Here is a 26,767-nt window from a genome sequence, read left to right on the forward strand (position 1 = left end):
AGGGTCAACACTGGTAATCAGGAGATCATCATGGCAAACACGGACGCGAAAGCGGGTGAATTGGGTGTCTACTCGGAGGTCGGGCAACTGCGCAAAGTGATGGTCTGCGCACCGGGGGTCGCGCATCAGCGCCTTACCCCGAGCAATTGCGATGAACTGTTGTTCGACGACGTGCTATGGGTCGAGAACGCGAAGCGCGATCACTTCGACTTCGTCACGAAGATGCGCGATCGCGGTGTCGATGTGGTGGAAATGCACAATCTGCTTGCCGAAACGGTCGCGGTGGCCGAAGGCAAAAAGTGGATTCTCGACAATCAGGTGGTGCCGAATCAGGTCGGCCTCGGCTTTATCGATGAATTGAGAAGCTATCTCGAAGGGCTCGACGATCGCAAGCTGGCCGAAACGCTGATTGGCGGGCTATCCACGCACGACTTCCCGGAAGCGCACGGCGGCAAGGCGCTGCAGATCGCGAAGGAAGCGGCGGGCGGCACCGAATATCTGCTGCCGCCGCTGCCGAACACCCTGTACACGCGCGACACGACCTGCTGGATCTATGGCGGCGTCACGCTCAACGCGCTGTACTGGCCGGCGCGCCACGAGGAGACGATCCTCACCACGGCGATCTACAAGTTTCACCCGGACTTCGCGGGCAAGGTCAACGTGTGGTGGGGCGATCCGACTCAGGACCACGGCATGGCCACGCTGGAAGGCGGCGACGTGATGCCGATCGGCAAGGGCGTCGTGCTGATCGGCATGAGCGAGCGCACCTCGCGTCAGGCCATCAGTCAACTGGCGGCGACGCTGTTCAAGAAGGGCGCGGCCGAACGCGTGATCGTCGCGGCGATGCCGAAGATTCGCGCGGCGATGCATCTGGACACGGTGTTCACGTTCGCCGATCGCGATTGCGTGCTGGTTGCGCCGGACTTCATGGCGAAGACGCGCACCTATTCGTATCGGCCGAGCAGCCATCCGAGCGGCGTGGAATTGCATGCGGAAAACAAACCGTTTACCGATGTCGTCGCCGAGGCGCTTGGGCTGAAGCAGCTGCGCGTGGTCGAGGCGGGCGGCAGCGACTATCAGCGCGAGCGCACGCAATGGGATAGCGGTGCGAACCTCGTGTGCGCATCGCCGGGCGTCGTCTATGCGTACGACCGCAACACCTATACGAACACGCTGCTGCGCAAGCAGGGCATCGAGGTGATTACGATCGTCGGCGCCGAGCTGGGTCGTGGACGTGGAGGCGGTCACTGCATGACCTGCCCGATCATTCGCGATGCGGTCGACTATTGATAAGTCAAACAACTCAATCTGACGGTTGACTGACAAAGTGCTGCCCGCTCGCCAAAGTGGCGAGCGGGCAGCGGCGCGTCGCCGGCAGGGCCGAGCCTCGCCGGGCGACAGCAGCGAGGTGGCAGTGGTTGTCGATACGGGGACGAACTCAAATGAACAGGCCCGAATCACCCCAGCCGGTCACGCTGACCGAAGCGATCATTCCGATCGCCAGCCTCGTCGTATTCGTCGGTCTGTCGTACTTCCTGTTCGGCGATACGGGTGCGAACGGCCCGAACCAGGTGGGACTCACCGTCGCGGCGATGATTGCCGTGTTCATCGGCTGGCGCCGCGGGCACTCGTTGGCTTCGCTCGGCGAGGCCGCCGTGGCGAGTGTCAGCACCGGCATCGGTGCAATCTTCATCCTGTTCGCGGTCGGCGCGCTGATCGGCACGTGGGCGCTCAGCGGCACGCTGGTCGGCATGGTGTATTACGGGTTGAAGCTTCTTAGCCCCAACTTCTTCTACGTGACCGCGGCCGCCATTTGCGGCGTCGTATCGATGAGCATCGGCAGCTCGTGGACGGTGGTCGGCACGATCGGCATCGGGCTGATGGGCATCGCGCAGGGCATGGGACTGAACGAAGCCATCGCGGCGGGCGCGATCATCTCGGGCGCCTATCTCGGCGACAAGTCTTCGCCTCTGTCCGATTCCGCGAATCTTGCCGCGGCGGCGTCGGGCGTCGAACTGTACCAGCATCTGCGCGAAGTGTTCTTGACCTCGGCCGTGGCGATCATCATCGCCTTCGCGTTTTATTTTATGGTCGGCCGCCCTGGCGATTTCGACGCGAGCGCCGAGATCGAGGCAATGCGCGGAGCGTTTCACATTTCGCTGTGGCTGTTTGCGCCACTGGTGCTCGTCATTGTGCTTGCGGTCTTCAAGATACCGCCATTTACGGCGATCTTTCTCGGTGCGCTGGCAGGTGCCGTGCTCGCCGTGTGCGTGGCGCCCGAGCGCGTGATCGCGTTCGCGTCCATGTCTGCGACCGCGAAGGCGGGTTTGCCGGACTGGCTCGCGCTCGTCAAGGGCGTGTGGCTCGCACTGGCGAGCGGCTACAAGGCGTCGACGGGCAACCCTGCGCTCGATTTGCTGGTCACGCGTGGCGGCATGGAAAGTATGCTGAATACGATCTGGCTCATCATTGCCGCGCTAGGGTTCGGTGGCGTGGTCGAAAAATGCGGCGTGCTCGAGCGCCTGATTGCGCCGGTCATCGAAAAAGCGAAGAGCGCGGGCACGCTGGTGGCTTCGTTGGTCGCGGCGATCGTCGCCACCAATATCGTCACGGCCGATCAATACATCGCGGTCGTGCTGCCCGCGCGCATGTTCAAGACGGCGTTCGCACGACGCGGCTTCGCTCCGGTCGTGCTGTCGCGCTCGGTCGGCGATGCGGCCACGCCCACCGGCGCGCTGATTCCGTGGAATAGCTGCGGCGCCTATATGGCTGCTACGCTCGGTGTGGCCACACTCAGTTACGCACCGTATGCGGTGTTCTGCTTCGTGAGTCCGCTGTTGACGATCGCAATGGCTTACGCGGGCATCCGGATGCCGCGCGTGGCGAGCGACAGCGCCGCGCCCGCATCGACCGACGCGCAGGCCGGCACGACTCGTTCAGACAAATGACCTGGCGAATTGAAAGCAATTGACGTTGCCGAGTTGACACACACGGTTGCCGTGGACAAGGTCCGGCTTGAAGTCGAACTTCCTTTTACTATACTTTTTAACGACTTCAAGTCACGTCTGAAATATCGCATTCGATATCTCGCGATTTTAGAGTATTGGATTCGATATACCAGCTATCGCTGTAATGAAATTCGAGTTAATGAATCTGCGAGTAGCTGGACGATCACTTTCACGTCAATAGCGTGAATGCCCCGAGCTTTCTTCCACCGCACGGAGGTTCGATCATGAATAAACGAGTTGTTGCGCAGTTCGTTGCCTTGTCGTTTTCCGCTGGGTCAGCGCTCGCGATCGCGGCGGGACCGCCGCCGGACCAGGGCGGCGGCCAGATGGCCGGCGGAATGCCGCGTCAGCAGGTGATGCCGACGATTCCGCATCGTGACTGGCATAAAGGCCAACGCGTACCGGCCGAATACCGTCATTACAACTTCGTCATGAACGACTGGCGTGGACACGGCCTGAATGCGCCGCCGCGCGGGCATCAATGGCTCGGTGTCAATGGCGACTATGTGCTCGTGACGACGAACAACTGGACCATTTCCAACATCGTCTCCGGAACGGAGTAATGCTTCATCATGGTGCCCAGGCTTTCCTGGCGACCAGTTTTAGCGCCGAAACCTGGGCAATTCTTTGACACGATTTCGTCATGGTCGCCATCGACTTAATGCTGCGTGTCGTATAGCCGGTCCGGAACGAACAATGCGGTCACGCCGCTGAGAAAGAACACTGCGCCGACCACGAGAAAGCCCAGACCGATCGAGAATTGCGTGGCGATATAGCCAATGACGATCGGCGCCGCCCCCGAAATGAAGCGGCCGAGGTTATACGAACCGCCCACCGCGGTACCGCGCACCGACGTCGCGAAGCTCTCCGACATGAACGTACCGATCGTGCCGAGCGGCACGCCGTACAGAAAGCCGAAGAAAAGCATCAGCGTGGAGATGTTATCGCGCGTGTGCCAGAAAATGATCACGGGTAGAAAGAGCGCCGCGCCGACGCAACCGAGCACGTACACGCCGCGCCGGCTCCAGCGATCGCCGAGCCAGCCCGCGAAGATCTTGCCGATGAAAGCGACTACGTAGGTGCCGATCATATAGCCGGTCAGCGAACTGAACTTGATGTGCAGTTCCTTTTCGAGGTACGTCGGCAGCCAGTTGTTCAGGCCGTAAAAGCCCGACAGGATGAAAATCGACGCGAACGTCCACAGGATGAACATCATGCGAGCCTGGCGGTCGCGGAAAATCTGCGCGTAGCGATTGTCGGCGCGCCGCGTCTTGCTGGCGCGGTCGGCGGCCCGGCTCGCGAGCCATGCCGCCGGTTCGGGAACCGCGAACTTGATCGCGAACGCGAGCACCACCGGTACGGCCGACACGTAGTAAAGCGTGCGCCAGCCGTACTGCGGCAGGATCCAGTTGCTGAGCGCGATCACGACGATATAGCCGGCCGAAATGCCGGTTTGCAGCATGCCGAGCACGAGCGAGCGCCGCTCGGTCGGCACGTATTCGGCCACGAGCGTCGTGACCAGCACCATGCAGCCGATGCCTAGCGAGCTGATAAAACGTACCGCCGCAAATTCGACGAAGCTGTGCGTGAACCCGAGCATCCCCGCGCCGAGCGAGAACAGCGCGAGCGCCCAGGCGACGACGCGCACGCGGCCGAGACGATCGCTCGCCCAGCCGCCGACAATGCCGCCGATCGCCATGCCGAGCAAGGTCAGACTGCCGAGCGCGCCCGCTTCGACATTGGTCAGCCCGAACTCGTCCTTGATGCGCGACAGCGTGAGGCCGTACATCATCACGTCGGCACCGTCGGCGATCAGCGCGAAGTAGCCGAGCACGAAGACCAGCAGCCAGCGGCCCTGCGAGACGGCGGGTCGTGTCGCGGCTTGATAGTGTTGCAGATCGGATGGTGTTTTCATGAACGCGTGTCGCAAGCGGGGATTTTCATACTCTGCCGGATCAGAGCGGGGGCAAGGAAGGCGCCGATCACGAGGCCCATGCTTTCGTGATGGCTCGTGTACCAGCCTTCCTTGTGCGTCAGGTTCATCGTACCGATGCATACGCCGTCGTAGGCGATCGGAATGTTCAGGATCGAGCCGAGGCCCATGCCGGTCATCACCGCATGATCGTCGAAGGCCTCGCGAATGCCTTGCGGCGTGACGGCGCGAAACGGCTTCAGATCCAGAAGAATCTGCCGCGCCCACGCGGTGCCTTGCTTCTTCTTGCGGCCGCCCAGCGGATACACGTCCGGCATGTTCGTGTAGACACGTTCAACCTCATGATGCTGCGCATCGTAGGACATGATCGTAATCAGGCTGAGGCCTATCGCCTTCGCCGCCACCGCGTGAACCGCGCGGAACAGCTCGAGCGGCTGGTCTTTCAGGCGCATCGCCATCGCGAGCCGTTCGAGGTCGGCGAGCTCTAGCGTTGGCGTATCGTGCGGCGCGGGTTCGGTCAGATTGCCTTGCATCGTTCGGATCGGGAAGTGAGAAAAGTCGCAGCGCGTTCAGCCCTGCATGCGGGGGGACTTCAGTTGGCTAGAGGCGTCGTGAGCCGGTTCGAGTTCGCTCGCTTCGATATCTTCGAGCGAGCGGTTGCGCGTTTCGATGCCGAGGAAGAACACGACGCACGCGCCGATCACCAGCACCGTCGTGGTCATCGCGAACACGCCGAGGAAACCGAACAGCGGATAAACGAGGCCGACGAGGATCGGCGCGCTGACCGAACCGATGCGGCCGAACGATGACGACGAGCCCGTGCCCGTCGTGCGCACCGCGGTCGGAAACACTTCCGGCGTGTACGCGTAGACACCGGCGAACGCGCCGTTCATGAAGAACGACAGTGCGATGCCCGCGGTCATGATCTGGATGCCAGTGTGCGAGAACGCGAGCGTGATCGCGGCGATGCCGCCGAGCAGCATGTAGGAGGCGACCACCGCCTTGCGGCCGATCTTTTCGTTGAGCCATGCCGCCGAGAAGTAGCCGGGAATCTGTGCGCCGTAGATCGCGATCGAATAGCCGAAGCTCTTCGTCATCGTCAGTCCTTCCTTGACGAGCAGGCTCGGAATCCACGAGAAGAACGAGTAGTACGCGAACGCGACCGAGAACCACATCAGCCAGCTGACCGTGGTCGTGCGCGCGAGTCGCGGCGACCACAGCGCGAGCACGTTGCGCCAGGCGTTGCCGCGCGCCGACCCCGACGCCGGAGTGGGCGCATCATGCAGCGGGCTAACCGTGCTCACCGGCGCAAGCGCAATGCCGCGCTCGACGAACGCCGCTTCGATGCGGCTGACGATGCCGTTCGCCTCGGCCGCACGGCCCTGGCTTTCGAGCCAGCGCGGCGACTCGGGAAGCGTGCGGCGCCACCACAGCAGCATCACGACCGGCAGCGACGTGATCACCGCCAGATAGCGCCAGCCGTCGGCGTAGTTGCGCACCACCGCGAAGCCGAGAATCGACGAAGTCAGATAACCGAACGACATGAAGCCGACCAGCGCGCCGCAAAAGATGCCGCGATAGCGGCGCGGCACGAACTCGGCGAGAAACGGCGCGATCACGACGGTCTCCGCGCCCGAACCGAAGCCCGCGACGACGCGCAGCGCGAAGAACGTGTGCCAGTCCTGCGCGGTCGCGCTGGCGAGCGACGCGACGCAATAGATGGCGAGCGCGCTCATCATGATGCGGCGCCGGCCGATCACGTCGGCGAGCACACCCGACAGGAACGCGCCGAAAAAGTAGCCGATATAGGTGCTGCTGGCGACGAGCCCGGTCTGCGCGCTCGTCAGCTGCCACAGCTTGCTGACGACCGGCAGCAGGAACGCGAGCGACGACGAGTCGAGTCCATCGAACATGTACCCCAGCCCGCCGATCAGCAGCAGTCTGCGATGAAAGCTCGACAGGGGCAGTCTTTCAAGACGGGCGGCGACGGCGGACACGGCAACTTCTCCTGAAGATAATGGCGCGGCGGGGCTGCGCGTTCTGCACTGGTGACGGCTTTGGGCCGCTTCGGGGCCGCTTATCGACCGATTGCGTAGGCCTGCATCTGACGCGGCGTGGCCGCGCCTCGCATCAGACCATTGCGAATGCCGACCGCGCATACGCGGCCGAGCGCCCACGGCTCCGCCACGGTGAGATCATGGCCGCGCGCGCGCAGCTCGGCGAGCGTGCTGTCCGGAAAGCGCGACTCGGCGGACATCTTGCCGAGCTGCATCGCGCGCGGATAGAACGAGCCGGGGAAGTGCGCGGTCTGGAACGACGGCGCGTCGGCGGCGGCCTGGAAGTTCATGCCGCCATGCACGTGCTTGAGGAACAGCTGCAACGACCACTGATCCTGCTGGTCACCGCCCGGCGTGCCGAACGCCGCATACGGCTTGCCGTCGCGCGTGACGAGCGTCGGCGACAGCGTGGTGCGCGGACGGCGCCCCGGGCCGAGCGACGAAGGCAGGCCTTCTTCCATCCAGAACATCTGCGCGCGCGTGGTGACGTTAAAGCCGAGACCCGGCACCGCCGGCGACGCCTGCAACCAGCCGCCCGACGGCGTGGCCGACACCATGTTGCCCCACCGGTCGACCACGTCGAGATGCACGGTATCGCCGCGCAATTCGGGAAGCGGCGCGAAGGTCGGCTCGCCTTGGCCGAAGCCGCCGGCTTGCTCGCGCCCGGCATTCGCAAGGATGCGCGCGGCACGTTGCTCGCTGTCGCCAAGCAGGCCAGGGCGGAATTCCAATGACGCGCGGCGCGGATCGATGAGACGACGACGCTCGTCGTTGTAGGCGTCGCTGAGCAACACGTCCATCGGCACATGCGAAAACGCCGGGTCGCCATAGAACACTTCGCGATCGGCAAACGCGAGCTTCGAGCACTCGATCACGGTGTGCACGAAGTCGGGGCCGAGCGGGTCCATCGCGCCGAGATCGAAGCCCTTCAGCAACGCGAGCTGTTGCAGGAACATCGGCCCCTGGCCCCACGGGCCGGTTTTGTGCACACGCATGCCCGCGTAGTCGTACGACACCGGGTCTTCGTAGGTCGGCTCCCAGCGCGCGAGATCGCCGGCATCGAGCAGGCCGCTGTTGCGCAGGCCCGAGGTATCGAGCACGGCGGTGGAGCGGAAGTACTGGTCGATCGCGTCGGCGACGAAGCCGCGATAGAAGGCGTCGCGCGCGCGTTCGCATTGCTCGGCGCGGTCGCTGCGCGTATTCGCTTCGCGCAGGATGCGCTTGTAGGTTTCGGCGATCGCGGGATTCGCGAACAGCTGGTTCGGCATCGGCGCCTCGCCGTTGCGCAGCCATTGCTCGGCCGAGGTCGTCCATTCGGTGCGGAAGAACTCCTGGATCGCGAGAATCGACGACGCCATGCGCGGCAGCACCGGATAGCCGTTTTCCGCGTAACCGATCGCATAGCTCAGCACGTCTTCGAGCGGCGACTGGCCGTAGTCGCGCAGCAGCGTCATCCATGCGCCGAACGCGCCCGGCACGACCGCGGGCAAGAGGCCCGTGCCCGGCACCACGTCGAGCCCCATCTTGCGCATCCGTTCGATGGTCATGCGCGCGGGCGTCACGCCCTGTCCGCACAGCACGCGCACGCGGTCTTCGCGTGCGCTGTAGAACACCACCGGCAGCTCGCCGCCCGGACCGTTCAGATGCGGTTCGACGATCTGCAGGACGAAGCCGGCCGCGGCGGCGGCATCGAACGCATTGCCACCTTTTTCGAGGACCGCCATCGCCGATGCGCTCGCGAGCCAGTGCGTCGAGGCCACCATGCCGAAGGTGCCGATCAGTTCCGGGCGGGTTGTAAACGACATGCGCGACTCCTTGGCGACGACGGGTCCGATTGAGAGAACCAATACAAAATGGTTCGATTGGAGAAAATGAAAGCGTAAGACTAACGCAGCCGGGTTGCACCCGGTGTTAACCCTCGCTGAGCGGCCCAGTATAGCGGATCAAAAATCGTTGGATGCTGTCGTGTGTGGCCTTCGCGTTTCTGGTATCTTTGAGACCAATACGAATTGGTTCAGTGAGCGACATGGACAAACCGGTACTGGATGCATTGCTCGACTACATCGCTGACCATCAGCTGAAGGACGGCGATGCGCTGCCGCCCGAAAGAAAGCTTGCCGAGGAACTGGACGTGAGCCGCCGCGAGCTGCGCGCGGCGCTCGCTTCGCTCGAGGCGTCGGGTCGCGTGTGGCGTGGTGTCGGCCGCGGCACCTATCTGGGCGCGCGGCCGCTGAAGTTCGCGCCGACCTTGCGCGGCTTGCGCGCCGGTACCAGCCCTGCGGATATCGCCGAAATGCGGCTGCTGTTCGAGCCGGCGCTCGCCGCGCTGGCCGCGACGAAAGCGAGCGGCGACGATCTGCAGGAGTTGGAGAAATGCGCGCGCAAGAACGCCGCCGCGAAAAATGACGACGAATGGCAGCAATGGGATCACCGCTTTCATTGGTTGATCGGCCAGGCCACGCGCAATCCCGCGTTGATCGCGTTGATGGAGGTGATCAATGGCATGCGGGTGAAACCGGAGGTTCGTGAGAAGACGTCCGCGCAGGAGACGCGGCAGTTTTTTGCTCAACAACATCAGGCGATCGTCAATGCGCTGAAAGCGCGCGATGCGGAAGTGGCCGCGCAATGCATGCGCGAGCATCTGCTGAGCGTGCAAGGGCGCGCGTCGGCGAAGACCGAGACAGGGGCGGCGCGGCGTGCGTGAAGCTGCCGTGATGCCGCGTGTGGATCTGGATGGCTGAGCTTTACTGAGCGAGCTTGCCCTTCAAGCGACGCATGCCGTCGAACACCGCATCGGCCACGTCCAGCGGAAAATCGGCCGGCAATTGCGACGATACGGTATCGATCACGGTCTCCGTTCGCGCGGTCAACTCGTCGATCAGCGTATCGACATCCGCGGCGGCAAAGCCGACCCGCTGACCTTCGGCGACCCAATGCCGGCGCTGGATCTGATTGAGCAGGTAATGGACGTTCTTGCCGCGCACCGCCATCGCGAGTTTTACTTTTTGTGCCGCGAGGCGCCCCGCGCCGCTGCCGATGATCGGGTGTGCGGACAGCACGTCGTAAAGCGGCGTGGACTCGTAGCGACTGCCGGGCAGATGCGCGATGCTGAAGTTCTTCGCGTGGCCATCGGTGGCGGCGAGCAGCCAGAAAACCAGTTGGGTCGCGAAGAAGTTGCGCCGGTCCGTCGCCGCGCGCGCGGACCCCGCGAGTATCTCCATGATCGCCTCGATGCCCGGACCCCCGTCGGACTCATACTTGTGCAGCGCCGACGTACCGGTGGCCTGGCACATGTCCTCCTGCGGCAACCGCACGATCCACGTGGCATCGCTCGACGCACGGCGATCGAAGCGCTCGACGATCAACACCTTCTGTTCGTCGAATCGCGCGATTTCGCAGCGCGCGACGGGCAATCCATAGGCCGCGACGATCTGCGAGCACAGCCATTCGTTTTCCACCGACGTGCGCATATCGGCGCGCATGTTGCCGACGAGTCCGAGCGGCAGCTTGAAGATGTGCGTGGTCGGCGTGCTGCCTTCGGGCAGCAGCCAGCGATCGCGATGACGGAGCAGCGCGGTCTTTTCCTGTGCGCCGGCGATCGACAGACGTAGGTCTTCGAGCGGATCGTGCTGGCCGAGCGGCGCCGCCGATGTCGTGCCGCGCAGCAGCGCCGCGATTTCGCTGTCGCTGAGTTCGCGGCCGTGGATGCCGGTCAGATCGCTCGGTTCTTCTTCGGGCGGCAGCAGTTGCAGCGCGCCGACGCAGTCGCGTCCGAGCGCGGCGAGCAGCGAAAACGGCGCGGTGCTGCCGGTACGGTAGCGCGTGGCGATGCGGCGCCGGATCGGTTCGCTGTCAGGCAGCAGGTTGTCGAAATAGTCGGCGACGATCTGGCCGCGATACGGCTGATTGCCCGGCGTAAACGGTAGCGACAGCGAGAGCGGACGTCCTTGCGGATCGTCGATCCATTCGTCGGCATAGGTCAGACGCTCGCCGCTGCGGGTCGTTTCCCAGGAGCCGACCGGCAGGCCGTTCATCCACAGGTTCAGACGGTTCGATGTGCCGCGCGCCATGCTTACCAGTCCTCCCGCTTCTTGCTGGTGCTGGCCGCTTTGGTTGCTTTGGCCAGTTTGACCGCTTTGGGTTTTGGGGCGGCGCTAGTGGATCTGGGGGCTTTGGCTGCGGCGCTGCCGCTGGCTTCGCGGGTCGCTGCCGTCGCTGCGGTCGCTGTGCGTTGCGCCGGTTCTTGCGCTCGCGTTGGCTTTTGCGCCGAGGTTCCCTGTTGGGGCGGCACGCGCGTGGTGCGCTTCGCATTGGCCGTTGTCGCGGCCGGCGCACCGGCGGCCGGCGCACCGGCGGCCGGCGCACCGGTGTCTTCCATGGCAACGCTGTGCGCCGAGCCGCTCTGCGAGAGCTTCAGATCGACCTGCAAGACCCGCAACACCCTGAAGAGCCGTTCGACGCTGACGGCCGACGGGTTCGCCTCGAGTTGCGCGTAGGTCTGTTGCGTCACCCCGAGATGCGCGGCCATCGCGGCCTGAGTGAGGCCGGCGGCCTTTCTGAAGCCCTGCAGGATCGGTCTCAGCTGACTCAGGGTCCTGATGGCGTAGTCCACGGTTGGTCTCCGGTTCGGCTGTGACGGCGTAACAGCCCAAAGCCTGTAAATGACGGATACAGTCTATATCCTGTATTCTGAAAATACAAGCTAAAGACTGTTAATGATGGGGCGCGCGCGTTCGAAACGACGCTCGCCCGCCCTCGTCGATAACGCAACTAACCGTCAACCGCGCATCGACCACCCCTTCGCTGCTACGCAGCCACTCCGGCGCGAGCAAAGAGCTGTCCGACGTAAGAGCAGGGTATGAGATCCACACGATCCGCGATAAAAATGGCGGACCAATGCATCAATCAGAAATCGCACCTGTTTCACTATTGGTTTGTACTGCTACTAGAGGAAGCGCCTCGACAGGACATAGATAAATACCAATCACTATCAATCAGCGGCCTAATCAGGAAGCCGAACATTCAGCCGAAAAGCACTTTGTCGTATCACAATGCATCGTTTCCTTTCACACGCCGAATGCCATTTGACACAAATGTCACACGGTGCGCACCGGGCGGAAATGGGCTTGGAAATTACAGAAAACGCTGTAGACTCTATAGCGTGTCTGACGCGGCACGGCCCGCGCCAGTCAACTCGTTGCGCGTGTACAGCATGTGCGCAATCCACTCCAATCCGTCAAGAGACTTTCCGTCAACAAGGTGTCTATTCGCTGATGCAACCGACCGCCAATAGAACCCGAGCCGACGTCGCACGCCGACCGGTGAACCTGAAAGGAGACTCGACGAGACACAGACCATTCTTCCAAATAACGTGATCGACACCGCCGGATGCGGTCGCCGGCGGGCCGCTGGAGAACATAACTTCCCAGGAGTACGTAATGGCAATCAAACCACAATGGCGAACGCTGTTATCTCTGACTTTCCTGTCAGCGGCACTGATAGGCAATGTCGCGCGTGCGGAGAGCATTCCAATTGTCACGGGCCAGCAATGGATGCAGTCGACAGATGAACAGAAGAAAGCGTATCTGGTCGGCATCTCGAATGTGATGGACATCGAGCGCGCCTATGCCGGCAACATGGCGAACAGCAATGATCTCGCTCAGCGCTTCGGCAAGGGCCTGCAGGGCCAGACGCTCGACAGCGTGCGTCAAGGTCTCGACAGCTACTACGCCGCCAATCCCACGATGATCCAGCACCCGGTGATCGAGACCCTCTGGTTCCAGATGGTCATGCCCGGCCTGAAGAAAAATCCCTAAGGAGAACGATCATGAAACGACTTGGGTGGATCGTCAGTATTGGCGCGCTGGTTGCGATGATCGGTTGCACGGACATGAGCCCGCAGGCGCAAGGAACGATGAGCGGCGCGGCAATCGGCGCGGGTGCCGGCGCCGGCATCGCGGCGATCTCCGGTGGCGACGCGTGGACTGGCGCGATCATCGGCGGCGCGGCGGGTGGGGTGGCCGGCAATATTCGCGGCCGTCAGTAATATCGCCTGCAAGCAGGCAAGGCCGGGGCGCGGCGTAGGTCGCGCCCCGGCTTTTCGTTTCTAACCCTCACGCAGCCCCCGGTTGTCATGCAAATCGCCCGTTCATGCACGGGCCGTGGCTGGCTCCGCGTCGCGCGCCCGTGCGACAAAGTTTGAACCGCTGCTTAAAAGACCTTAGGATATCCACACCGGAAGCCGTCGCGATGACGGCATGCGCACACAACGCAGGGCGAAGCCTGCGCGCGGTGCAACCTTCATCTCATCAAGAGAACACGAATGCTGCGCACGTCACTGAAGGTAATAAAGATAAGTGCATGGGTTGTGGTGCTGCTGGCGGTGCTCGCATTCGGGCTGCGCGCATGGTACTCGCAGCGCGGGCCGGAGCTGTCGGTCTGGCATACCTATGTGCCGCGCGAAATGACCGTCGAGGAAATGGACACCGCCGACTGGAACACGTACATCAAGGCGGAAAACCGGATCTTCGAGGACGTGCGCGTCAATGTCGTCGAAAAGCTGAAGCCGTCCGAGCGCATTCCGGCGAACCGATACTACGAGGGCTCGCCGATCTTTCCGTGGCACTTCGCCGAGAACTGGAACCACTCGTACATTCTCGAGCCGTCGGGGCCACCCGTCGGCGCGGTCGTGCTGCTGCACGGCATGACCGACACGCCGTTCAGTATGCGGCACATCGCGCGTCGTTATCGCGATCGCGGCTTCGTCGCGATCGGCATCCGCATGCCGGGACATGGCACGGTGCCGGCGGGGCTCGTCGATGTGCACTGGCAGGACTGGACCGCGGCCACCCGGCTCGCGGTGCGTGAAGCGCGCCGGCGCGTGGGACCGGACAAGCCGATCGAGCTGGTCGGCTTTTCGAACGGCGGCGCGCTCGCGCTGCAATATGCGCTCGACGCGATCGAGAATCCCGCGCTGACGCGTCCGACTCGCGTCGTGCTGATCTCACCGATGATCGGCGTCACGCGTTACGCGCGCTTTGCCGGCCTCGCCGCATTGCCCGCGGTGTTGCCGGCCTTCGCGCGTGCGGCGTGGCTCGGCATCGTGCCGGAGTTCAATCCGTTCAAGTACAACTCGTTTCCTGTGAATGGCGCGCGGCAGTCCTATCTCCTCACGAGTGTCATCCAGGATCAGATTGCGCGGCTCGAGCGTGAGAATCGGCTCGATACGTTGCCGCCTATCCTGACGTTCCAGTCGGTGACGGATTTCACGGTCAGCACGCCCGCGGTGATGTCGTCGCTCTATGACAAACTGCCCGAGAACGGCAGCGAAGTCGTGCTGTTTGACGTGAACCGCAGCGTGCGCTTCAGGACGTTCCTGCGCGTCGCGTCGTACACGGCGTTGTCGCGGCTGCTGCGCATCGGTCCGCAGAACTATCGCACGACGGTGATCGCCAACGCGTCGCCGGACTCGGCGCATACGGTCGAGCGCAGCGTTTATGCGGGCGAAGTGCAAACGCGCGTGAAGCCGCTCGATATTGACTACCCGCAGGATATTTTCTCGTTGTCGCACGTCGCGATTCCGTTTCCGATCACCGATGCGCTGTACGGCATCGCCCCGGACGATTCGGAAAACTTCAACGAGAATCTCGGCACGCTCGCGCCGCGCGGCGAACGCGGCACGCTGATTCTGACGCTCGATTCGATGTTCCGCATCGCCTCGAATCCGTTCTTCCCGTATCTGCTGGAGCGTATCGATGAAGGCATCGGCAAGATGCCGCCGCCGGTCGTCAAGTCGCCGCCGCGCACGCATGAAACCGCGGACGGTCAGCCCGACGATTTCGAGGCGGACCTGAACGCGCTCGAGCAGGTCGGTTCAGATGAGCCTTGAGATGCCGATTGCCTGAATCGAGCTGACGGCGTTTGCGATACCGTGGCCCGCGCACTACCGCGGGCCATTTTTTTTTCGGCTTAAGGCTGATAAGACGAATCGACGATCGTCCATAGCGCAGCCTTCGGCTTCAGATTCGTATCGAAGGGCAACGGGAGGTTGTTGCGTGGCACCGGCGTCGAGCTCAGCCACGTATGCTTGTCGGAGTAGCCCCAAAACGTCACCGCCTTGATGGTCGGCTCCTGCTCGAACAGAGCGAACACCGCGCGATAACGTTCGGCCTGCGCGCGCATGATGTCGTTCGGCACCGGATGGCCGAGGTCCGGCAGGCATGCATGCGGATTGCTCCAGCATTCGCCCGGATCGGTATAGAGACTCACGTCGAGCTCGGTGACCTGGTTTTCGAGGCCGAGTGCGGCGACGTCGTCGAACGCCTGCTTGATGTTCGGCAGCGGCGGCCAGTTCACGCTGATATGCATCTGATGCCCGACGCCATCGATCGGCACGCCCTGCGCGCGCAGATCGCGGATCACCGCGAGCAGCTTCGCGCGCTTGCCCGGATCGTCGGTGTTGTACTCGTTGATATAGAGCTTCACGTTCGGGTCCGCCGCGCGCGCCGCGCGGAACGAGATCGCGATGTAGTCCTTGCCGAGCGCGCGATACCACGGACTGTCTTCGCGGTACACCTGATGTGGGTCGTCGCTGATGACTTCGTTGACCACGTCCCACGCATAGACCTTGCCGCGGAAGTGTGTGACGACGTCGGTTACATATCGATCGAGCCGCTTCGCAACGATATCGTGATAGTGCGGATCTTTCGGATCGCCGGCGAAGAACCAGGCCGGCGCTTCGGTCCAGTCGCCGGCCTTGAAGTGCCACACGAGCGTGTGGCCGCGCACCGCGATGCCATGCGCCTGGGCGAACGCGACGATCTTGTCCGCAGGCTCGAAGTCGTACTGGCCTTGTGCGACGCCGATCGTGCCCGGCTTCATCTTGTTCTCGGCGGTGAGGCTCGAAAACTGCGCGGCGATGAGCGCCGCGTCGGCGGGACTGTCGATCGAATCGGGTTCGATCGCCGCGCCCACCTTGAAGTGCGTGCCCAGCACACTGCGCAGTGACGGCAGCGCTTCAGCGGGTGCGGCGGCGAGCGGCGGGCCGTCGTGGGCGGCCTGCGCCTGGTTGTGTGCGCAGCCCGCGGTCCATGCGAGCGTGCAAACGGCGATCGCTGCGCAGAGCGCGCGCAGCGGGGTCCTCAAAGGACGCATTCCCGGTCTCCTTGTCATGTGATGCCGGCTCGCATGCTTTTCTAACTACGTTTAACGTTACCGGTACCAACGCGATATTAAGCGCCACTCCTCGGAGCCGCTATGAGGGATTTGCCTGACGTATCGGCGAGACGATGCGAGGTGAATAAGCGTGGAGTCGCCCGATTCAACCAGCGCGATTTGACAGCGCTTTCAAATGGAGTTGCGCCGAGCGGGCGCGCGACGTACAGCGCGAAACAGAGCGCCAGTCACTCAATCCGAACTGGCGAGAGCGGAAAACCGAAGCCCTTCAGCGCGCGGAGTGCTTCGAACTTCGTGCGCGCGACGCTTCAGTTCGACTTCAATGTCCGTTCAACGAGCCGCCGTCGGGGGAGAGCCGGTTATCCACTGAGGTGACACCTGGCACCGACATCGCGCTCTGTTCGGCACGCGCGACATGGTCCCGCTCTTGCACCCAACCGACCAGCATGACCTGTCCCGAGTGGGCAAACACAAACACATGTGACATCCCAACGCCGGCGTGTGCCTCCGCAACGCGGACCGCATGGGCGAGTTGTTGGTCAGTGGCTTGCGCGTCGCCCTGGGCTTGGGCTGCCGGCGCGATTGCGCCTGCAATCATCAACGCGAGTGTAGAAACAAGGGCTGTTTTCACAATAACTCCTTACTGGTACCACGGTGTGCCGGCAAACTCCGTCGGCAATTCTTCCGGTCCGATTCAATGCGAGACCACGGAAGTGCATCGGACAAAATCCTCTTTCCATTGCATGCGTCGCGGCTATCGCGATTGCGCGTCGAGGTTTTGTCGGTCGGGGCGGCGGACGGTCGTGCCGTCGCCCGCGCAACAGCTTGCGGGTGCAGTGCGTTCGAGCGGGACGTCGCGTGCGCGGCGTGGCGGGGGAACAGCGGGAGCCGGGGGATGGCAGCTGGTTGGAGCGTTCGAGATGGAGCGCGAGAGCCAGGCGGATGCGCTGACAGTCCCGCACTCAGCCTGCTACGTGGCTGAGCCCGGCTCGTTGCCCGGCATCGTATGCATTGATGATAGTCGCTAATGCCCGGCGCTGCTGGGCGGTCCCGCGCCAGTTCGTCAAGCCCAAACCGGCAACCCGGGCAAGATCGCTCGTTGCATCTTCGCAACATCGAACACGATTTTCGCTTGCATTCCGACGCGATTTCCCCGTTAAGCGAACGCCGAGCGAGGCGGGCGGCGGCAATCCCGTCCGGTTTCGGCCCATGAATTCAAACGGATTTCCGACGCTTATGACCATCAGGTGATGGTCACGAAATGGACGCCTACTTCGGGATCGGGCGGCGCGCAACTGTTATCGATAACATCGTTTTCCCTGAGCGGTTAGTTCGATGCACGGCGCAAGGTCATCCCTATAATCGCCTCGAAATGTGAAGCGAGCATTTCGACGAGAGGGGAACGCGTGAGAACGCATGCGTCCTGATGGGCTTGGAGACGCCAAAATACATATAGGATATCTAAATGAAGAAGAAGCTTATTGCTGTGTCTGTGATGGCAGCTGCGACGACGGTGGCCCATGCGCAGAGCAGCGTCACGCTGTACGGCCGTATCGACAACGGCATCCAGTATGAAACGGGCATCCCGGGCGGCCACGCTTGGGCAGCTCAAAGCGGCAACTGGGGTTGCTCGTGGTTCGGCCTGCAAGGCGCCGAAGATATCGGCGGCGGCACGAAGACGGTCTTCCAGCTCGAAGGCCAGTTGAACACGATGACCGGCGCATCGGCAGGCAATCTGTTCGGCCGCCACGCAACGGTGGGCTTGACGAACGACCACTGGGGCTTGTTCAAGGTGGGTAACCTCGGCGCCGGCGAACTGTCGCAGGACAGCTGGGGCACCGACCCGCAGTTGATGCAGCGCTACGCAATCTCGACGCTGGTGCGCGGCCGTAACTGGGCAAGCACCAGCAACGGCGCGGAGTACAACTCGCCGGTGCTGCTCGGCGGCCTCGTGCTGAAGGGCCAGTATTCGCTGACCAACAGCACGAGCTGGAACCAGGCGCCTGTCAACTCGGCGGGCGTGCCGACCGGTCAAGGTCGTACGAACGCGGTTGAAGGCGTGTACACGTGGGGCAGCGGCGACTTCCGCGTGATTTACGACGAAGTGCGTGGCGCCAACGGCACGTTCAACAACGTCTACTCGGCTTCGCGCTCGATTCTCGCTGGCGGCACCTACGTGTTCGGCCCGGTCAAGCTGTACGCGGGCTACCAGCACCTGAGCGCACCTGACGCGACCAACGCGAGCGTGGGCGTATCCGATGCATCGCAGCCGCTCGGCGTGAGCGCACCGACCAGCGTGAACCACACATGGTTCGGCGCGGCATGGCAGGTCACCGCACCGACGGCGCTGACGGCAGCGGTCTATCACGCGAACGCGAACAACGGCAACGGCAACGCGACGATGTTCACGGTCGCTGGGACCTACGCGCTGTCGAAGCGCACGTTCCTGTACACGGAAGCCGGCTACGTGCACAACAGCTCGACGTCGAACCTGAACCTCGGCAACGGCCCGTACGGCAACAACAACTTCAATCCGGTGACGGGTACGTCGTCGAACAGCAACCCGGATTACGGTCACAGCCAAACCGGCGTCTTCGCCGGGATCATGACCTCGTTCTGAGTTGAGGTTGCCTGATCAGCAATCGCAGTGATCTCTTTGTTTCAAGGACTGTTTAATTCTCTTTCATAGAGAGGCCGGTGCGACGCCTCCTCCACCCTCGTCGCATCGGCTGCTTTTTCTTTTTCGAATTCATCACCGGATAGATCGCGCTTTTTTTCATTCATGTTTGAAAGCGCTTGCAAAACAGGATTCAGGCACAAGTCATGACCGACGACGGCTCCAACGACAAACCCGGCGCGCGCAAGGTACCGAAGGTACCGGTTGCGCCCAACGTGACGCTCGAAGCCATCGCGCGCGCAGCCGGTGTTTCTCCGAGCACCGTATCGCGGATCCTGAACGGTTCGGCGCGCGTGGTCCCGGCCAAGCAGCGGGCCGTGGAAGAGGCGATCGCGCGTTTCAACTATCGGCCGAACGTGCTCGCGCGCGGTCTCGCGAGCGGCCGGACCGAAACGATCGGCGTACTGACGCAGGCGGTGTCGAGCCCGTTTTACGCGGAGTGGCTGCGCGGTATCGAAGAAGCGCTGTCCGTGCCGGGCTTCACACCGATCTTCGTCAGCAGCCGCTGGAACATCAACGAAGAAAAGGCGCGCCTCGAGCAGTTCATCGCGCGGCGCGTCGACGGAATCATCCTGCTGCACGCGCAACTCGACGAGCCGACCTTGACCGATTACTCGCGACACGCGCCGATGCTCGTGCTTGGCCGCTCGGTGCAAAACAGCGCGACGCTCGCGGGCCTGCCGATCGACAACAAGCAGGGCGCGCGCGACGCGACCCGTCATCTGATCGAGCAGGGCCATCGCGAGATCGCGTTCATCGCCGGGCCGCCGACTCACGAGGATGCGATCGAGCGCCTCGACGGCTACCGGATCGCGCTCGAAGAAGCAGGCATCGGTTTCGATGCCGATCTCGTCGAGCAGGGCGACTACCTCGAAACGGGTGGCGTCGCCGCGATGGAGCGTCTGATGGTGCGCCATCCCTCGTTCAGCGCGGTGTTCTGCGCAAACGATCAGACCGCCTACGGCGCGCGGCTCGCGATGTTCCGTCGCGGTGTGCGGGTGCCGGAGGACGTGTCGCTGGTCGGCTTCGACGATCTGCCGACTTCGTCGTACATGACGCCGCCTTTGACGACGGTCCGCCAGCCGACCTATGAGATCGGCCGTCTCGCTGCTCAAGGCATCGTGCAGATGATCCGCAAGCAGACGGTCGCCCTCAGTCCGATTCCGCTCACGCTGGTGACGCGCGAAACGACGCGGCGAATCGCGTCGCCGCTAAAGCGAGGGGATACGCGGACGTAACGGACGTTTTTTGCGCAGTGGTCTGAAAGCGCTTTCAAACATGATCGAGCAGCACACGATCGAGCAGCAAGCAAAGCAGCAACAAAGACAACAGGGGAAGCAAGTCAGCAGCAAAAGGGTAGTCGTTCGAATGCAATTCAAACAGGATTCACAAGGAGACGAGTAATGAAATTCCGTTTTTCAGGGCCTGCCGCCGCCGTTCTGCTCAGCCTGGCCGCAGTCGGCGCGCATGCCAACACGACGTTGACGGTCGCGGTCTTTCCGAAGCTGGATCAGGAAATCAAGGACGCGATTCCGGCGTGGAAGAAGTTGCATCCGGACGTCGACATCAAGGTGTCGTCGCTCGCGATTGGCGATCACCACAACGCGATGACCACCGCGCTCGCGACGAGCTCCGATCTGCCCGACGTGATGGCGGTCGAGGTCGGCTTTATCGGCCGTTTCGCTGCGGGCGGCGGTCTCGAAGATCTGTCGAAGCCGCCGTACAGCGCGGGCCAGTACAAGAGCCAGTTCATCAACTACACGTTCGCGCAGGCGACCACGCAGGATGGCACGATCGTCGGCATGCCGGCCGATATTGGTCCCGGCACGCTGTTCTATCGCAAGGACATTCTCGACAAGGCGGGCGTCACCGAAGCGGATCTGACGAAGTCGTGGGACTCGTATCTCGCGGCCGGCGTGAAGATCAAGAAGGCGACGGGCGCGTACCTGATGGCCTCGTCGCGCGATATCGAAGACATCTACATTCGTGCTGACCTGAAGGAAGGCGACGGCGTCTACTTCGACAAGGCCGGCAACCCGGTCGTCACGTCGCCGCGCTTCGTCAAGGCGTTCGAACTCGCAAAGAAGGCACGCGACCTCGGTCTCGACGCGAAGATCTCGCCGTGGACCAACGAATGGGCCGAGAGCTTCAAGCGCGGCACCGTCTCGACGCAGATGATGGGCGCGTGGCTCGGTGGCCACCTGTCGTCGTGGATTGCACCGGACACGAAGGGTCTGTGGCGCGCGACCAATCTGCCGAACAACGCGTACGCATCGTTCGGCGGCACGTTCTACGCGATTCCGGCGAAGGCGACGCAAAAGCCGATGTCATGGGAATTCATCAAGTTCCTGACGACGCGCCAGGACACGCAGCTCGCGTCGTTCCGTTCGATCGATGCATTCCCCGCACTGCTCGCCGCGCAGAACGATTCGTTCTTCGCGGAGCCGGTCGCGTTCCTCGGCAACGAGAAGGCGCGTCTGATCTGGCGTGATGCGGCCTCGCACATCCCGGCGATCCAGCGTAGCAAGTACGACCAGGTCGCCGAGGAAGCCGTGCACTCGGCGCTCGACAAGGTCGTCGACGACGGCGCGGACGTGCACACCGCGTTGCAGGAAGCGCAGGACCAGATCGCGCACCGGGTTCGTCGTTAAGCGTCGTTGAGGGAAGGTCGCGGCACGCCCGGTGCCGCGACTGAAGTGTGTCGCAGTGTGCTGCAAACAGCGTGGCCGGTCACCGACCCCGGCCACGCCCGACTGGACGGAACTATTGATGAACACTCCGCTGCCCACGACCGAACAGGCCGCCCGCGATACGCACGCGAGCGCCGCGTCGACCTCGATGCCGCCGCTCGCCGCTCCGCGCCATGCAACGCGGTTCGATCCGGTGAAGATCGCGCCGTACCTGTTTCTCGGTCCGTTTTTTCTGCTGTTCGCGCTGTTCATAGCGTTTCCGCTGCTGTTCTCGCTGTATCTGTCGTTCCAGAGCTGGGACGCGACGGCGGGACTCGCGAGCATGAAATGGGTGGGTCTGTCGAACTTCACGTTCACGCTGACCGACCCGTGGTACTGGAAGTCGCTGTACAACACCGCGTCGATGGCGATCATGTCCGGTGTGCCGCAACATCTGGTGGCGCTGCCGCTCGCGTTCTTTCTGCAAACCGCGTTTCGCCGCTGGCGCAATTTCGTCGTGGGCCTGTATTTCCTGCCGTTCATCACGTCGAGCGTCGCGATCGCGCTGATCTTCTCGTCGCTGTATTCGACCGACTTCGGCATGATCAACCTCGCGATCGCCGAGCTCGGCAAGCTGCCCGGTCTGCACTGGATCGTGCCCGCGCATCCGACCGAGTGGCTGTATAACCCGAAGAACGTCAAGCCGGCCGTGTCGGTCGTGATCTTCTGGCGTTACGTCGGCTGGAACACGGTGCTGTATCTGTCGGCCCTGCAAACGATTCCGAAGGACCTGTACGAGGCCGCGCGCATCGACGGTGCGAACGGCTGGCAACAGTTCACGCGCATCACGATTCCGCTCATCAAGCCGATGATTTTCTTCGCGGTCACGCTGTCGATCATCGGCGGGCTGCAGCTGTTCGAAGAGCCGTTCATCCTGCTGCCGAACGAAGGCATGGGCACCAGCCAGTCCGGTCTGACGACGGCCGTCTACATGTATCGCACCGCATTCCACGACGGCGACTTCGGCACCGCGAGTTCGATCGCATGGCTGCTGTTCATCTCGATCGCCGCGCTGATGTGGTTGAACACGCGCATCTTTCACCGCAGCGGCATGAACGAGGAGACACAGCGATGAAATCGTCCAAGAACAAGGGCCGTTATATCGGCTATGCAGTCGTGCTGGCGGGCGCGCTGCTGATGTTCTCGCCGTTCTACTTCATGTTCGTGTTCGCGACGCACACGAGCTCGGAGATCTTCTCGATGCCGCCGCCGCTATGGTTCGGCAGCGCGTTTCTCGACAACATGGCTTCGCTGATGCGGCACATTCCGTTCTGGCGCAATCTCGGCTGGAGCTTTTATACCGCCGCGATGCAAACCGTGCTGACGCTGCTCGTCACGTCGATGGCGGGCTACGCGTTCGCGATGTACGAGTTCCGCTTCAAGAAGACGCTGTTCGCGGTCGCGCTGACCGCGATGCTGGTGCCCCCGTTTCTCAGCATGATTCCGACCTTCATGACGATGAACCTGCTCGGCTGGATCGATCAGCCGCGTGCGCTGTACGTGCCCGGCGCGGCCGCCGCGCTCGGCGTGTTCCTGATGCGCCAGTACGTCGCGGCGGCGATTCCGTCGGAGCTGATCGAGGCGGCGCGTATCGACGGCTGCGGCGAATTCCGCATCTACTGGAGCATCGTGATGCCGCTCTTGGGACCGGCGCTGGGCACGCTGGGGCTGATCAGCTTCATTCAGGCGTGGAACAACTTTCTGTCGGCACTCGTCGTGCTGCGCTCGCCGTCGATGTACACGCTGCCGCTCGCGCTGCGCATTCTGCAAAGCCCGACCAACTCGGATTGGGGCGCGGTGATGGCGGGTTCCGCGGTCGCGGTGTTGCCGTTACTGGTGCTGTTCGCGTTCACTTCGCGGCGATTGATCGACGGTCTGACGACCGGCGCGGTCAAGGCCTGAGATTCCTTCTTTAATTTTCACGCCCTCGCGGGCATGACCATTCAGGACAACATCATCTATGTCGACGTATCGATTCAATGAAGACTTCGTCTGGGGCGTCGCCACCAGTTCCTACCAGATCGAAGGCGCAGCGCATGAGGACGGCCGTGGCCCGTCGATCTGGGACGCGTTTTGCAACGTGCCGGGCAAGGTCGTGAACGGCGAGAACGGCGACGTCGCGTGCGATCACTATCACCGCTTCGAGGAAGATCTCGATCTGATGGCCGAACTCGGCGTCAAGGCGTATCGCTTTTCGATCGCGTGGCCGCGCGTGCAGCCGACCGGCAGCGGTGCATTCAACGAGAAGGGTCTCGCGTTTTACGAGCGTCTGGTCGACGGTCTGCTCGAGCGCGACATCCAGCCGTTCGCGACGCTGTATCACTGGGATCTGCCGCTCGCGCTACAGCAACAGCAAAACGGCTGGGAAAGCCGCGACACCGCTTATCGCTTCGCAGACTATGCGCGCAAGATCGGCAGCGTGCTCGGCGACCGCGTGGCGTCGATCGCCACCCATAACGAGCCGTGGTGCACCGCGTGGCTCGGCAACGCAAATGGCTATTTCGCGCCGGGCAACGCCGATCTGAAGAAAGCGGCGCACGTCGCCCATCATCTGCTGCTGTCGCACGGTCTCGCCTTGCAGGCGTTGCGCGCCGACGGCGTGAAGGCGCCGCTCGGCATCGTGCTGAACCAGTCGCCCGCGCACGGCGCGACGGATTCGCCCGAAGACCAGGCCGCCGCGTCGCTCGAATACGCGAAGTTCGTGCGCTGGTACATGGACCCGCTGTTCAAGGGCGAATATCCGGCCGAAGCACTGGAGTGGTATGGCGCGAACGGTCCGCAAGAGGTGATCCAGAGTGGCGACTTCGATGTCATCAAGACACCGATGGACTTTCTCGGCATCAACTACTACACGCGAATCTTCGCGAGCGCATCGGGCGAGAAGCGTCCGCCGGGCGCGCTCGGCTTCACGGACATGGATTGGGAAGTCTATCCGCAAGGCCTCACTGAATTGCTAACGCGGATCAACGCCGACTACAAGCTGCCGCCGATCTACATCACCGAGAACGGCTGCGCGGCGAAGGACGTGCTCGACAACGGCCGCGTGCACGACGCCGAGCGCGTGCGCTTCTACGACCTGCATCTCGCCGCGCTGTCGGACGCGGTGCAACAAGGCGTCGACGTGGCCGGCTATTTCGCATGGAGCCTGATGGACAACTTCGAATGGGCGTCGGGCTACGACAAGCGCTTCGGCATGGTCTACGTCGACTATGCGAGCCAGGATCGTACGCTGAAGGACAGCGCGCTCTGGTATCGCGACGTGATCGCGCAACACGCCGGCGTCGTGCTCGCGCGCTGAAGCGCGGGCACGGCAGCGGGCGCACCGAACCTCGCGTGGCGCGAAAGTAGTGGGGCAGTGGGATAGCGTCACGCGGGGTCTGTCAGCACAAGGATTGAGAAGGAGGCATCAATGGGCGAACTCGTATTGCGCAACGTCACGAAGACGTACGGCGAAGGACCGCAGGTCATCCAGGGCATCGATCTGCACATACCGGACGGTCAATTCACGGTGTTCGTGGGGCCGTCGGGCTGCGGCAAATCGACGATGCTGCGCATGATCGCCGGGCTCGAATCGGTGACGGGCGGCGACATCATGATCGACGGCGTACGGGTCAACGACCTGCAACCCGTGGACCGCGGCATCTCGATGGTGTTCCAGAGCTACGCGCTCTACCCGCACATGACGGTCGCGGAAAACATGGGCTTTTCGCTGAAGCTGTCGGGCAAGTCGAAAGCGGAAGTGCGCGAGGCCGTGGGCCGTGCCGCCGAGATCCTGCAGATCACGCATCTCCTGGAGCGCAAGCCGAAGGCGCTGTCGGGCGGCCAGCGCCAGCGGGTCGCGATCGGACGCGCGATCGTGCGCAAGCCGCGGGTGTTCCTGTTCGACGAGCCGCTGTCGAATCTCGATGCGGCGCTGCGTGTGCAGATGCGCATCGAGCTCGCGAAGCTGCATCGCGAACTCGGCACGACGATGATCTACGTCACGCACGACCAGGTCGAGGCGATGACGCTCGGCCAGCAGATCGTCGTGTTCAACAAAGGCTGCATCGAGCAGACCGGCGCGCCACTCGACCTGTATGAGCGGCCGGCGAATCGCTTCGTCGGCGGCTTCATCGGCTCGCCGCAGATGAACATGCTGGCCGCGACGCTGGAGTCGCAAAGCGATGCGCAGTCCGTCGTGACGCTCGCCGGCGCGAGCCAGCGCATCGTGTTGCCGGGCCGGCTGGCGCAGCCGGTCGGCAGCGAGCTCACGCTCGGCGTGCGCGCGGAGCATCTGGGCATCGGCTCGCTCGACGAAGGACTCGCCGCGCGTGTCGAGCTGGTCGAACATCTCGGCGACGTGTCGATCCTGCATGCGCGACTCGATGGGATGGCGCATGCGATCGCGCTGAAACTCGACAAGAGGGACGCGCAGCACGCGGTCGGCGCGCGCGTCGGGATCAAGGTGGCGTCGGCGGCGGTCACGCTGTTCGATTCAAACGGCGCCGCGTTGGCCCTCGAGCGACCTGAAGTCGGCGAGGACGTCGACGCGGTCGCTTGACGGGCCGATGCCGACGAGCGAGCGACGGTGCACCGAGGACGGACAGCGCGATGGAGAAGAACGTGGAGAAGGACGATGCCGAGGCCGCGGCGAGCGGTCCGTCTGGGCGCCGGCACGCCGGGACGCCCGACGGGACGGCTGCCGCCGTTGAGCGCGAGCAAGCGGCGAACGAACGCGAATCGCGGCAGCGCGGCAGGCCGAAAAAGCCCCGCGAGTCGCTGCATGCGTGGATCGTGCATTTCGATCCGGAGCGTTCGTCGGGGCCACTTGCTTCGAGCGACGAAACGTGATGCGAGCAGGGTCGACGTTAGCCGCGCCGCGCTTGAGCTTTCGTAGTGCTTTCGATGCGTTACAAATTCCTTCCGCCTTGCCAGGCTTGCTTTTCAGCGATTGCTGGGGTGCCTGGGGAGTAGTTTGGAGCTTAGGTAAACTCCGCATGGCGGTGACGGATATGCACCATTAACATCCGCTAACGTTAAGGGTAACGTTCCGAAAAGTTTGCGTCGATTCGAAAACCTAAAGCAACAGCGAACGTCGGGGACCCAAGACGCACCGCAAGTTCCTGGCAGTAAGTTGGGAAGCAACGACCGAGGCAAGGTTGAAAAAGAATATCAGGCCACGCATCGCAAGCGTCAGCAGGCGAGCGTGC

23 protein-coding genes are annotated in these 26,767 nt (G+C 63.0%); 15 read left to right on the forward strand and 8 right to left on the reverse strand.

What is annotated here, in order from left to right:
* Positions 1 to 99: 99 nt before the first annotated feature.
* The 3 genes from CI15_RS26065 (at position 100) to CI15_RS26075 (ending at position 3,571) form a co-directional block, all read left to right on the forward strand.
* Positions 100 to 1,290, forward strand: a complete 1,191-nt coding sequence (locus CI15_RS26065; protein WP_420915883.1) for an arginine deiminase — start codon at positions 100 to 102, stop codon at positions 1,288 to 1,290.
* A gap of 152 nt (positions 1,291 to 1,442) precedes the next feature.
* On the forward strand, positions 1,443 to 2,948 hold the full coding sequence (gene nhaC / locus CI15_RS26070; protein ID WP_062133246.1) for a Na+/H+ antiporter NhaC: 1,506 nt from the start codon (positions 1,443 to 1,445) through the stop codon (positions 2,946 to 2,948).
* A 284-nt stretch (positions 2,949 to 3,232) separates the two neighbouring features.
* Positions 3,233 to 3,571: an RcnB family protein gene (locus CI15_RS26075; protein ID WP_062133249.1), complete on the forward strand. Its 339-nt coding sequence runs from the start codon at positions 3,233 to 3,235 to the stop codon at positions 3,569 to 3,571.
* A 95-nt stretch (positions 3,572 to 3,666) separates the two neighbouring features.
* On the opposite strand, the gene CI15_RS26080 is transcribed toward CI15_RS26075, so the two are convergent.
* From CI15_RS26080 to CI15_RS26095, 4 genes are all read right to left on the reverse strand, one after another.
* Positions 3,667 to 4,923 (reverse strand): MFS transporter, encoded by a 1,257-nt coding sequence (locus CI15_RS26080; protein ID WP_062133252.1) that lies wholly within the window; start codon positions 4,921 to 4,923, stop codon positions 3,667 to 3,669.
* Positions 4,920 to 5,474: a GAF domain-containing protein gene (locus CI15_RS26085; protein ID WP_241495931.1), complete on the reverse strand. Its 555-nt coding sequence runs from the start codon at positions 5,472 to 5,474 to the stop codon at positions 4,920 to 4,922. The genes CI15_RS26080 and CI15_RS26085 overlap by 4 nt, the downstream gene beginning before the upstream one ends.
* 36 nt (positions 5,475 to 5,510) lie before the next feature.
* On the reverse strand, positions 5,511 to 6,938 hold the full coding sequence (locus tag CI15_RS26090) for an MFS transporter (protein ID WP_062133259.1): 1,428 nt from the start codon (positions 6,936 to 6,938) through the stop codon (positions 5,511 to 5,513).
* Positions 6,939 to 7,018: 80 nt separating this feature from the next.
* A complete protein-coding gene (locus CI15_RS26095; RefSeq protein ID WP_062133261.1) occupies positions 7,019 to 8,803 on the reverse strand; it encodes a gamma-glutamyltransferase family protein in 1,785 nt (594 codons plus the stop codon).
* 221 nt (positions 8,804 to 9,024) lie between these two features.
* Here CI15_RS26095 and CI15_RS26100 point away from each other — a divergent pair, with 221 nt between their 5' ends.
* Positions 9,025 to 9,702 carry a FadR/GntR family transcriptional regulator gene (locus tag CI15_RS26100; RefSeq protein WP_062133265.1) on the forward strand — a complete coding sequence of 226 codons (678 nt, stop codon included), beginning with the start codon at positions 9,025 to 9,027 and terminating at the stop codon, positions 9,700 to 9,702.
* 40 nt (positions 9,703 to 9,742) lie between these two features.
* Here the strand turns inward: CI15_RS26100 and CI15_RS26105 are convergent, their stop codons facing one another.
* Complete coding sequence (locus tag CI15_RS26105; protein WP_062133267.1) at positions 9,743 to 11,068, reverse strand: type II toxin-antitoxin system HipA family toxin; 1,326 nt, start codon at positions 11,066 to 11,068, stop codon at positions 9,743 to 9,745.
* A gap of 2 nt (positions 11,069 to 11,070) precedes the next feature.
* Positions 11,071 to 11,610: a helix-turn-helix transcriptional regulator gene (locus CI15_RS26110; protein ID WP_062133270.1), complete on the reverse strand. Its 540-nt coding sequence runs from the start codon at positions 11,608 to 11,610 to the stop codon at positions 11,071 to 11,073.
* A gap of 826 nt (positions 11,611 to 12,436) precedes the next feature.
* On the opposite strand from CI15_RS26110, the gene CI15_RS26115 reads away from it, so the two are divergent.
* From CI15_RS26115 to CI15_RS26125, 3 genes are all read left to right on the forward strand, one after another.
* A complete protein-coding gene (locus CI15_RS26115) occupies positions 12,437 to 12,814 on the forward strand; it encodes a hypothetical protein (protein WP_062133273.1) in 378 nt (125 codons plus the stop codon).
* A gap of 11 nt (positions 12,815 to 12,825) precedes the next feature.
* Positions 12,826 to 13,044: a YMGG-like glycine zipper-containing protein gene (locus CI15_RS26120; protein ID WP_062133277.1), complete on the forward strand. Its 219-nt coding sequence runs from the start codon at positions 12,826 to 12,828 to the stop codon at positions 13,042 to 13,044.
* Positions 13,045 to 13,320: 276 nt separating this feature from the next.
* Positions 13,321 to 14,886, forward strand: a complete 1,566-nt coding sequence (locus tag CI15_RS26125; RefSeq protein WP_062133280.1) for an alpha/beta hydrolase — start codon at positions 13,321 to 13,323, stop codon at positions 14,884 to 14,886.
* Between the two features lie 80 nt (positions 14,887 to 14,966).
* Here CI15_RS26125 and CI15_RS26130 read toward each other — a convergent pair whose 3' ends face one another.
* Together CI15_RS26130 and CI15_RS26135 are read right to left on the reverse strand one after the other, a co-directional pair.
* Positions 14,967 to 16,151: an endo-1,4-beta-xylanase gene (locus CI15_RS26130; RefSeq protein WP_241495932.1), complete on the reverse strand. Its 1,185-nt coding sequence runs from the start codon at positions 16,149 to 16,151 to the stop codon at positions 14,967 to 14,969.
* 340 nt (positions 16,152 to 16,491) lie between these two features.
* Positions 16,492 to 16,803 (reverse strand): BON domain-containing protein, encoded by a 312-nt coding sequence (locus tag CI15_RS26135; protein WP_062133283.1) that lies wholly within the window; start codon positions 16,801 to 16,803, stop codon positions 16,492 to 16,494.
* An 834-nt stretch (positions 16,804 to 17,637) separates the two neighbouring features.
* On the opposite strand from CI15_RS26135, the gene CI15_RS26140 reads away from it, so the two are divergent.
* The 8 genes from CI15_RS26140 to CI15_RS26175 all read left to right on the forward strand — a co-directional run bounded on the left by CI15_RS26140 (position 17,638) and on the right by CI15_RS26175 (position 26,408).
* Complete coding sequence (locus CI15_RS26140) at positions 17,638 to 18,792, forward strand: porin (RefSeq protein WP_062133287.1); 1,155 nt, start codon at positions 17,638 to 17,640, stop codon at positions 18,790 to 18,792.
* Between the two features lie 203 nt (positions 18,793 to 18,995).
* On the forward strand, positions 18,996 to 20,087 hold the full coding sequence (locus CI15_RS26145; protein ID WP_062133292.1) for a LacI family DNA-binding transcriptional regulator: 1,092 nt from the start codon (positions 18,996 to 18,998) through the stop codon (positions 20,085 to 20,087).
* A 165-nt stretch (positions 20,088 to 20,252) separates the two neighbouring features.
* Positions 20,253 to 21,500 carry an ABC transporter substrate-binding protein gene (locus tag CI15_RS26150; protein WP_062133295.1) on the forward strand — a complete coding sequence of 416 codons (1,248 nt, stop codon included), beginning with the start codon at positions 20,253 to 20,255 and terminating at the stop codon, positions 21,498 to 21,500.
* Between the two features lie 118 nt (positions 21,501 to 21,618).
* On the forward strand, positions 21,619 to 22,653 hold the full coding sequence (locus tag CI15_RS26155; RefSeq protein ID WP_062133297.1) for a carbohydrate ABC transporter permease: 1,035 nt from the start codon (positions 21,619 to 21,621) through the stop codon (positions 22,651 to 22,653).
* Entirely contained in the window at positions 22,650 to 23,480 is an 831-nt protein-coding gene (locus CI15_RS26160) for a carbohydrate ABC transporter permease (RefSeq protein WP_062133300.1), read from the forward strand. Before CI15_RS26155 ends, CI15_RS26160 begins: the two co-directional genes overlap by 4 nt.
* 58 nt (positions 23,481 to 23,538) lie before the next feature.
* On the forward strand, positions 23,539 to 24,876 hold the full coding sequence (locus tag CI15_RS26165; protein ID WP_062133302.1) for a GH1 family beta-glucosidase: 1,338 nt from the start codon (positions 23,539 to 23,541) through the stop codon (positions 24,874 to 24,876).
* Between the two features lie 111 nt (positions 24,877 to 24,987).
* On the forward strand, positions 24,988 to 26,118 hold the full coding sequence (locus CI15_RS26170) for an ABC transporter ATP-binding protein (RefSeq protein ID WP_062133305.1): 1,131 nt from the start codon (positions 24,988 to 24,990) through the stop codon (positions 26,116 to 26,118).
* A 50-nt stretch (positions 26,119 to 26,168) separates the two neighbouring features.
* Positions 26,169 to 26,408, forward strand: a complete 240-nt coding sequence (locus tag CI15_RS26175; protein WP_062133309.1) for a hypothetical protein — start codon at positions 26,169 to 26,171, stop codon at positions 26,406 to 26,408.
* The last annotated feature ends 359 nt before the right edge of the window (positions 26,409 to 26,767 follow it).

It is taken from the genome of Paraburkholderia monticola (assembly GCF_001580545.1).
In the GTDB taxonomy this organism is placed as follows: Bacteria; Pseudomonadota; Gammaproteobacteria; order Burkholderiales; family Burkholderiaceae; genus Paraburkholderia; species Paraburkholderia monticola.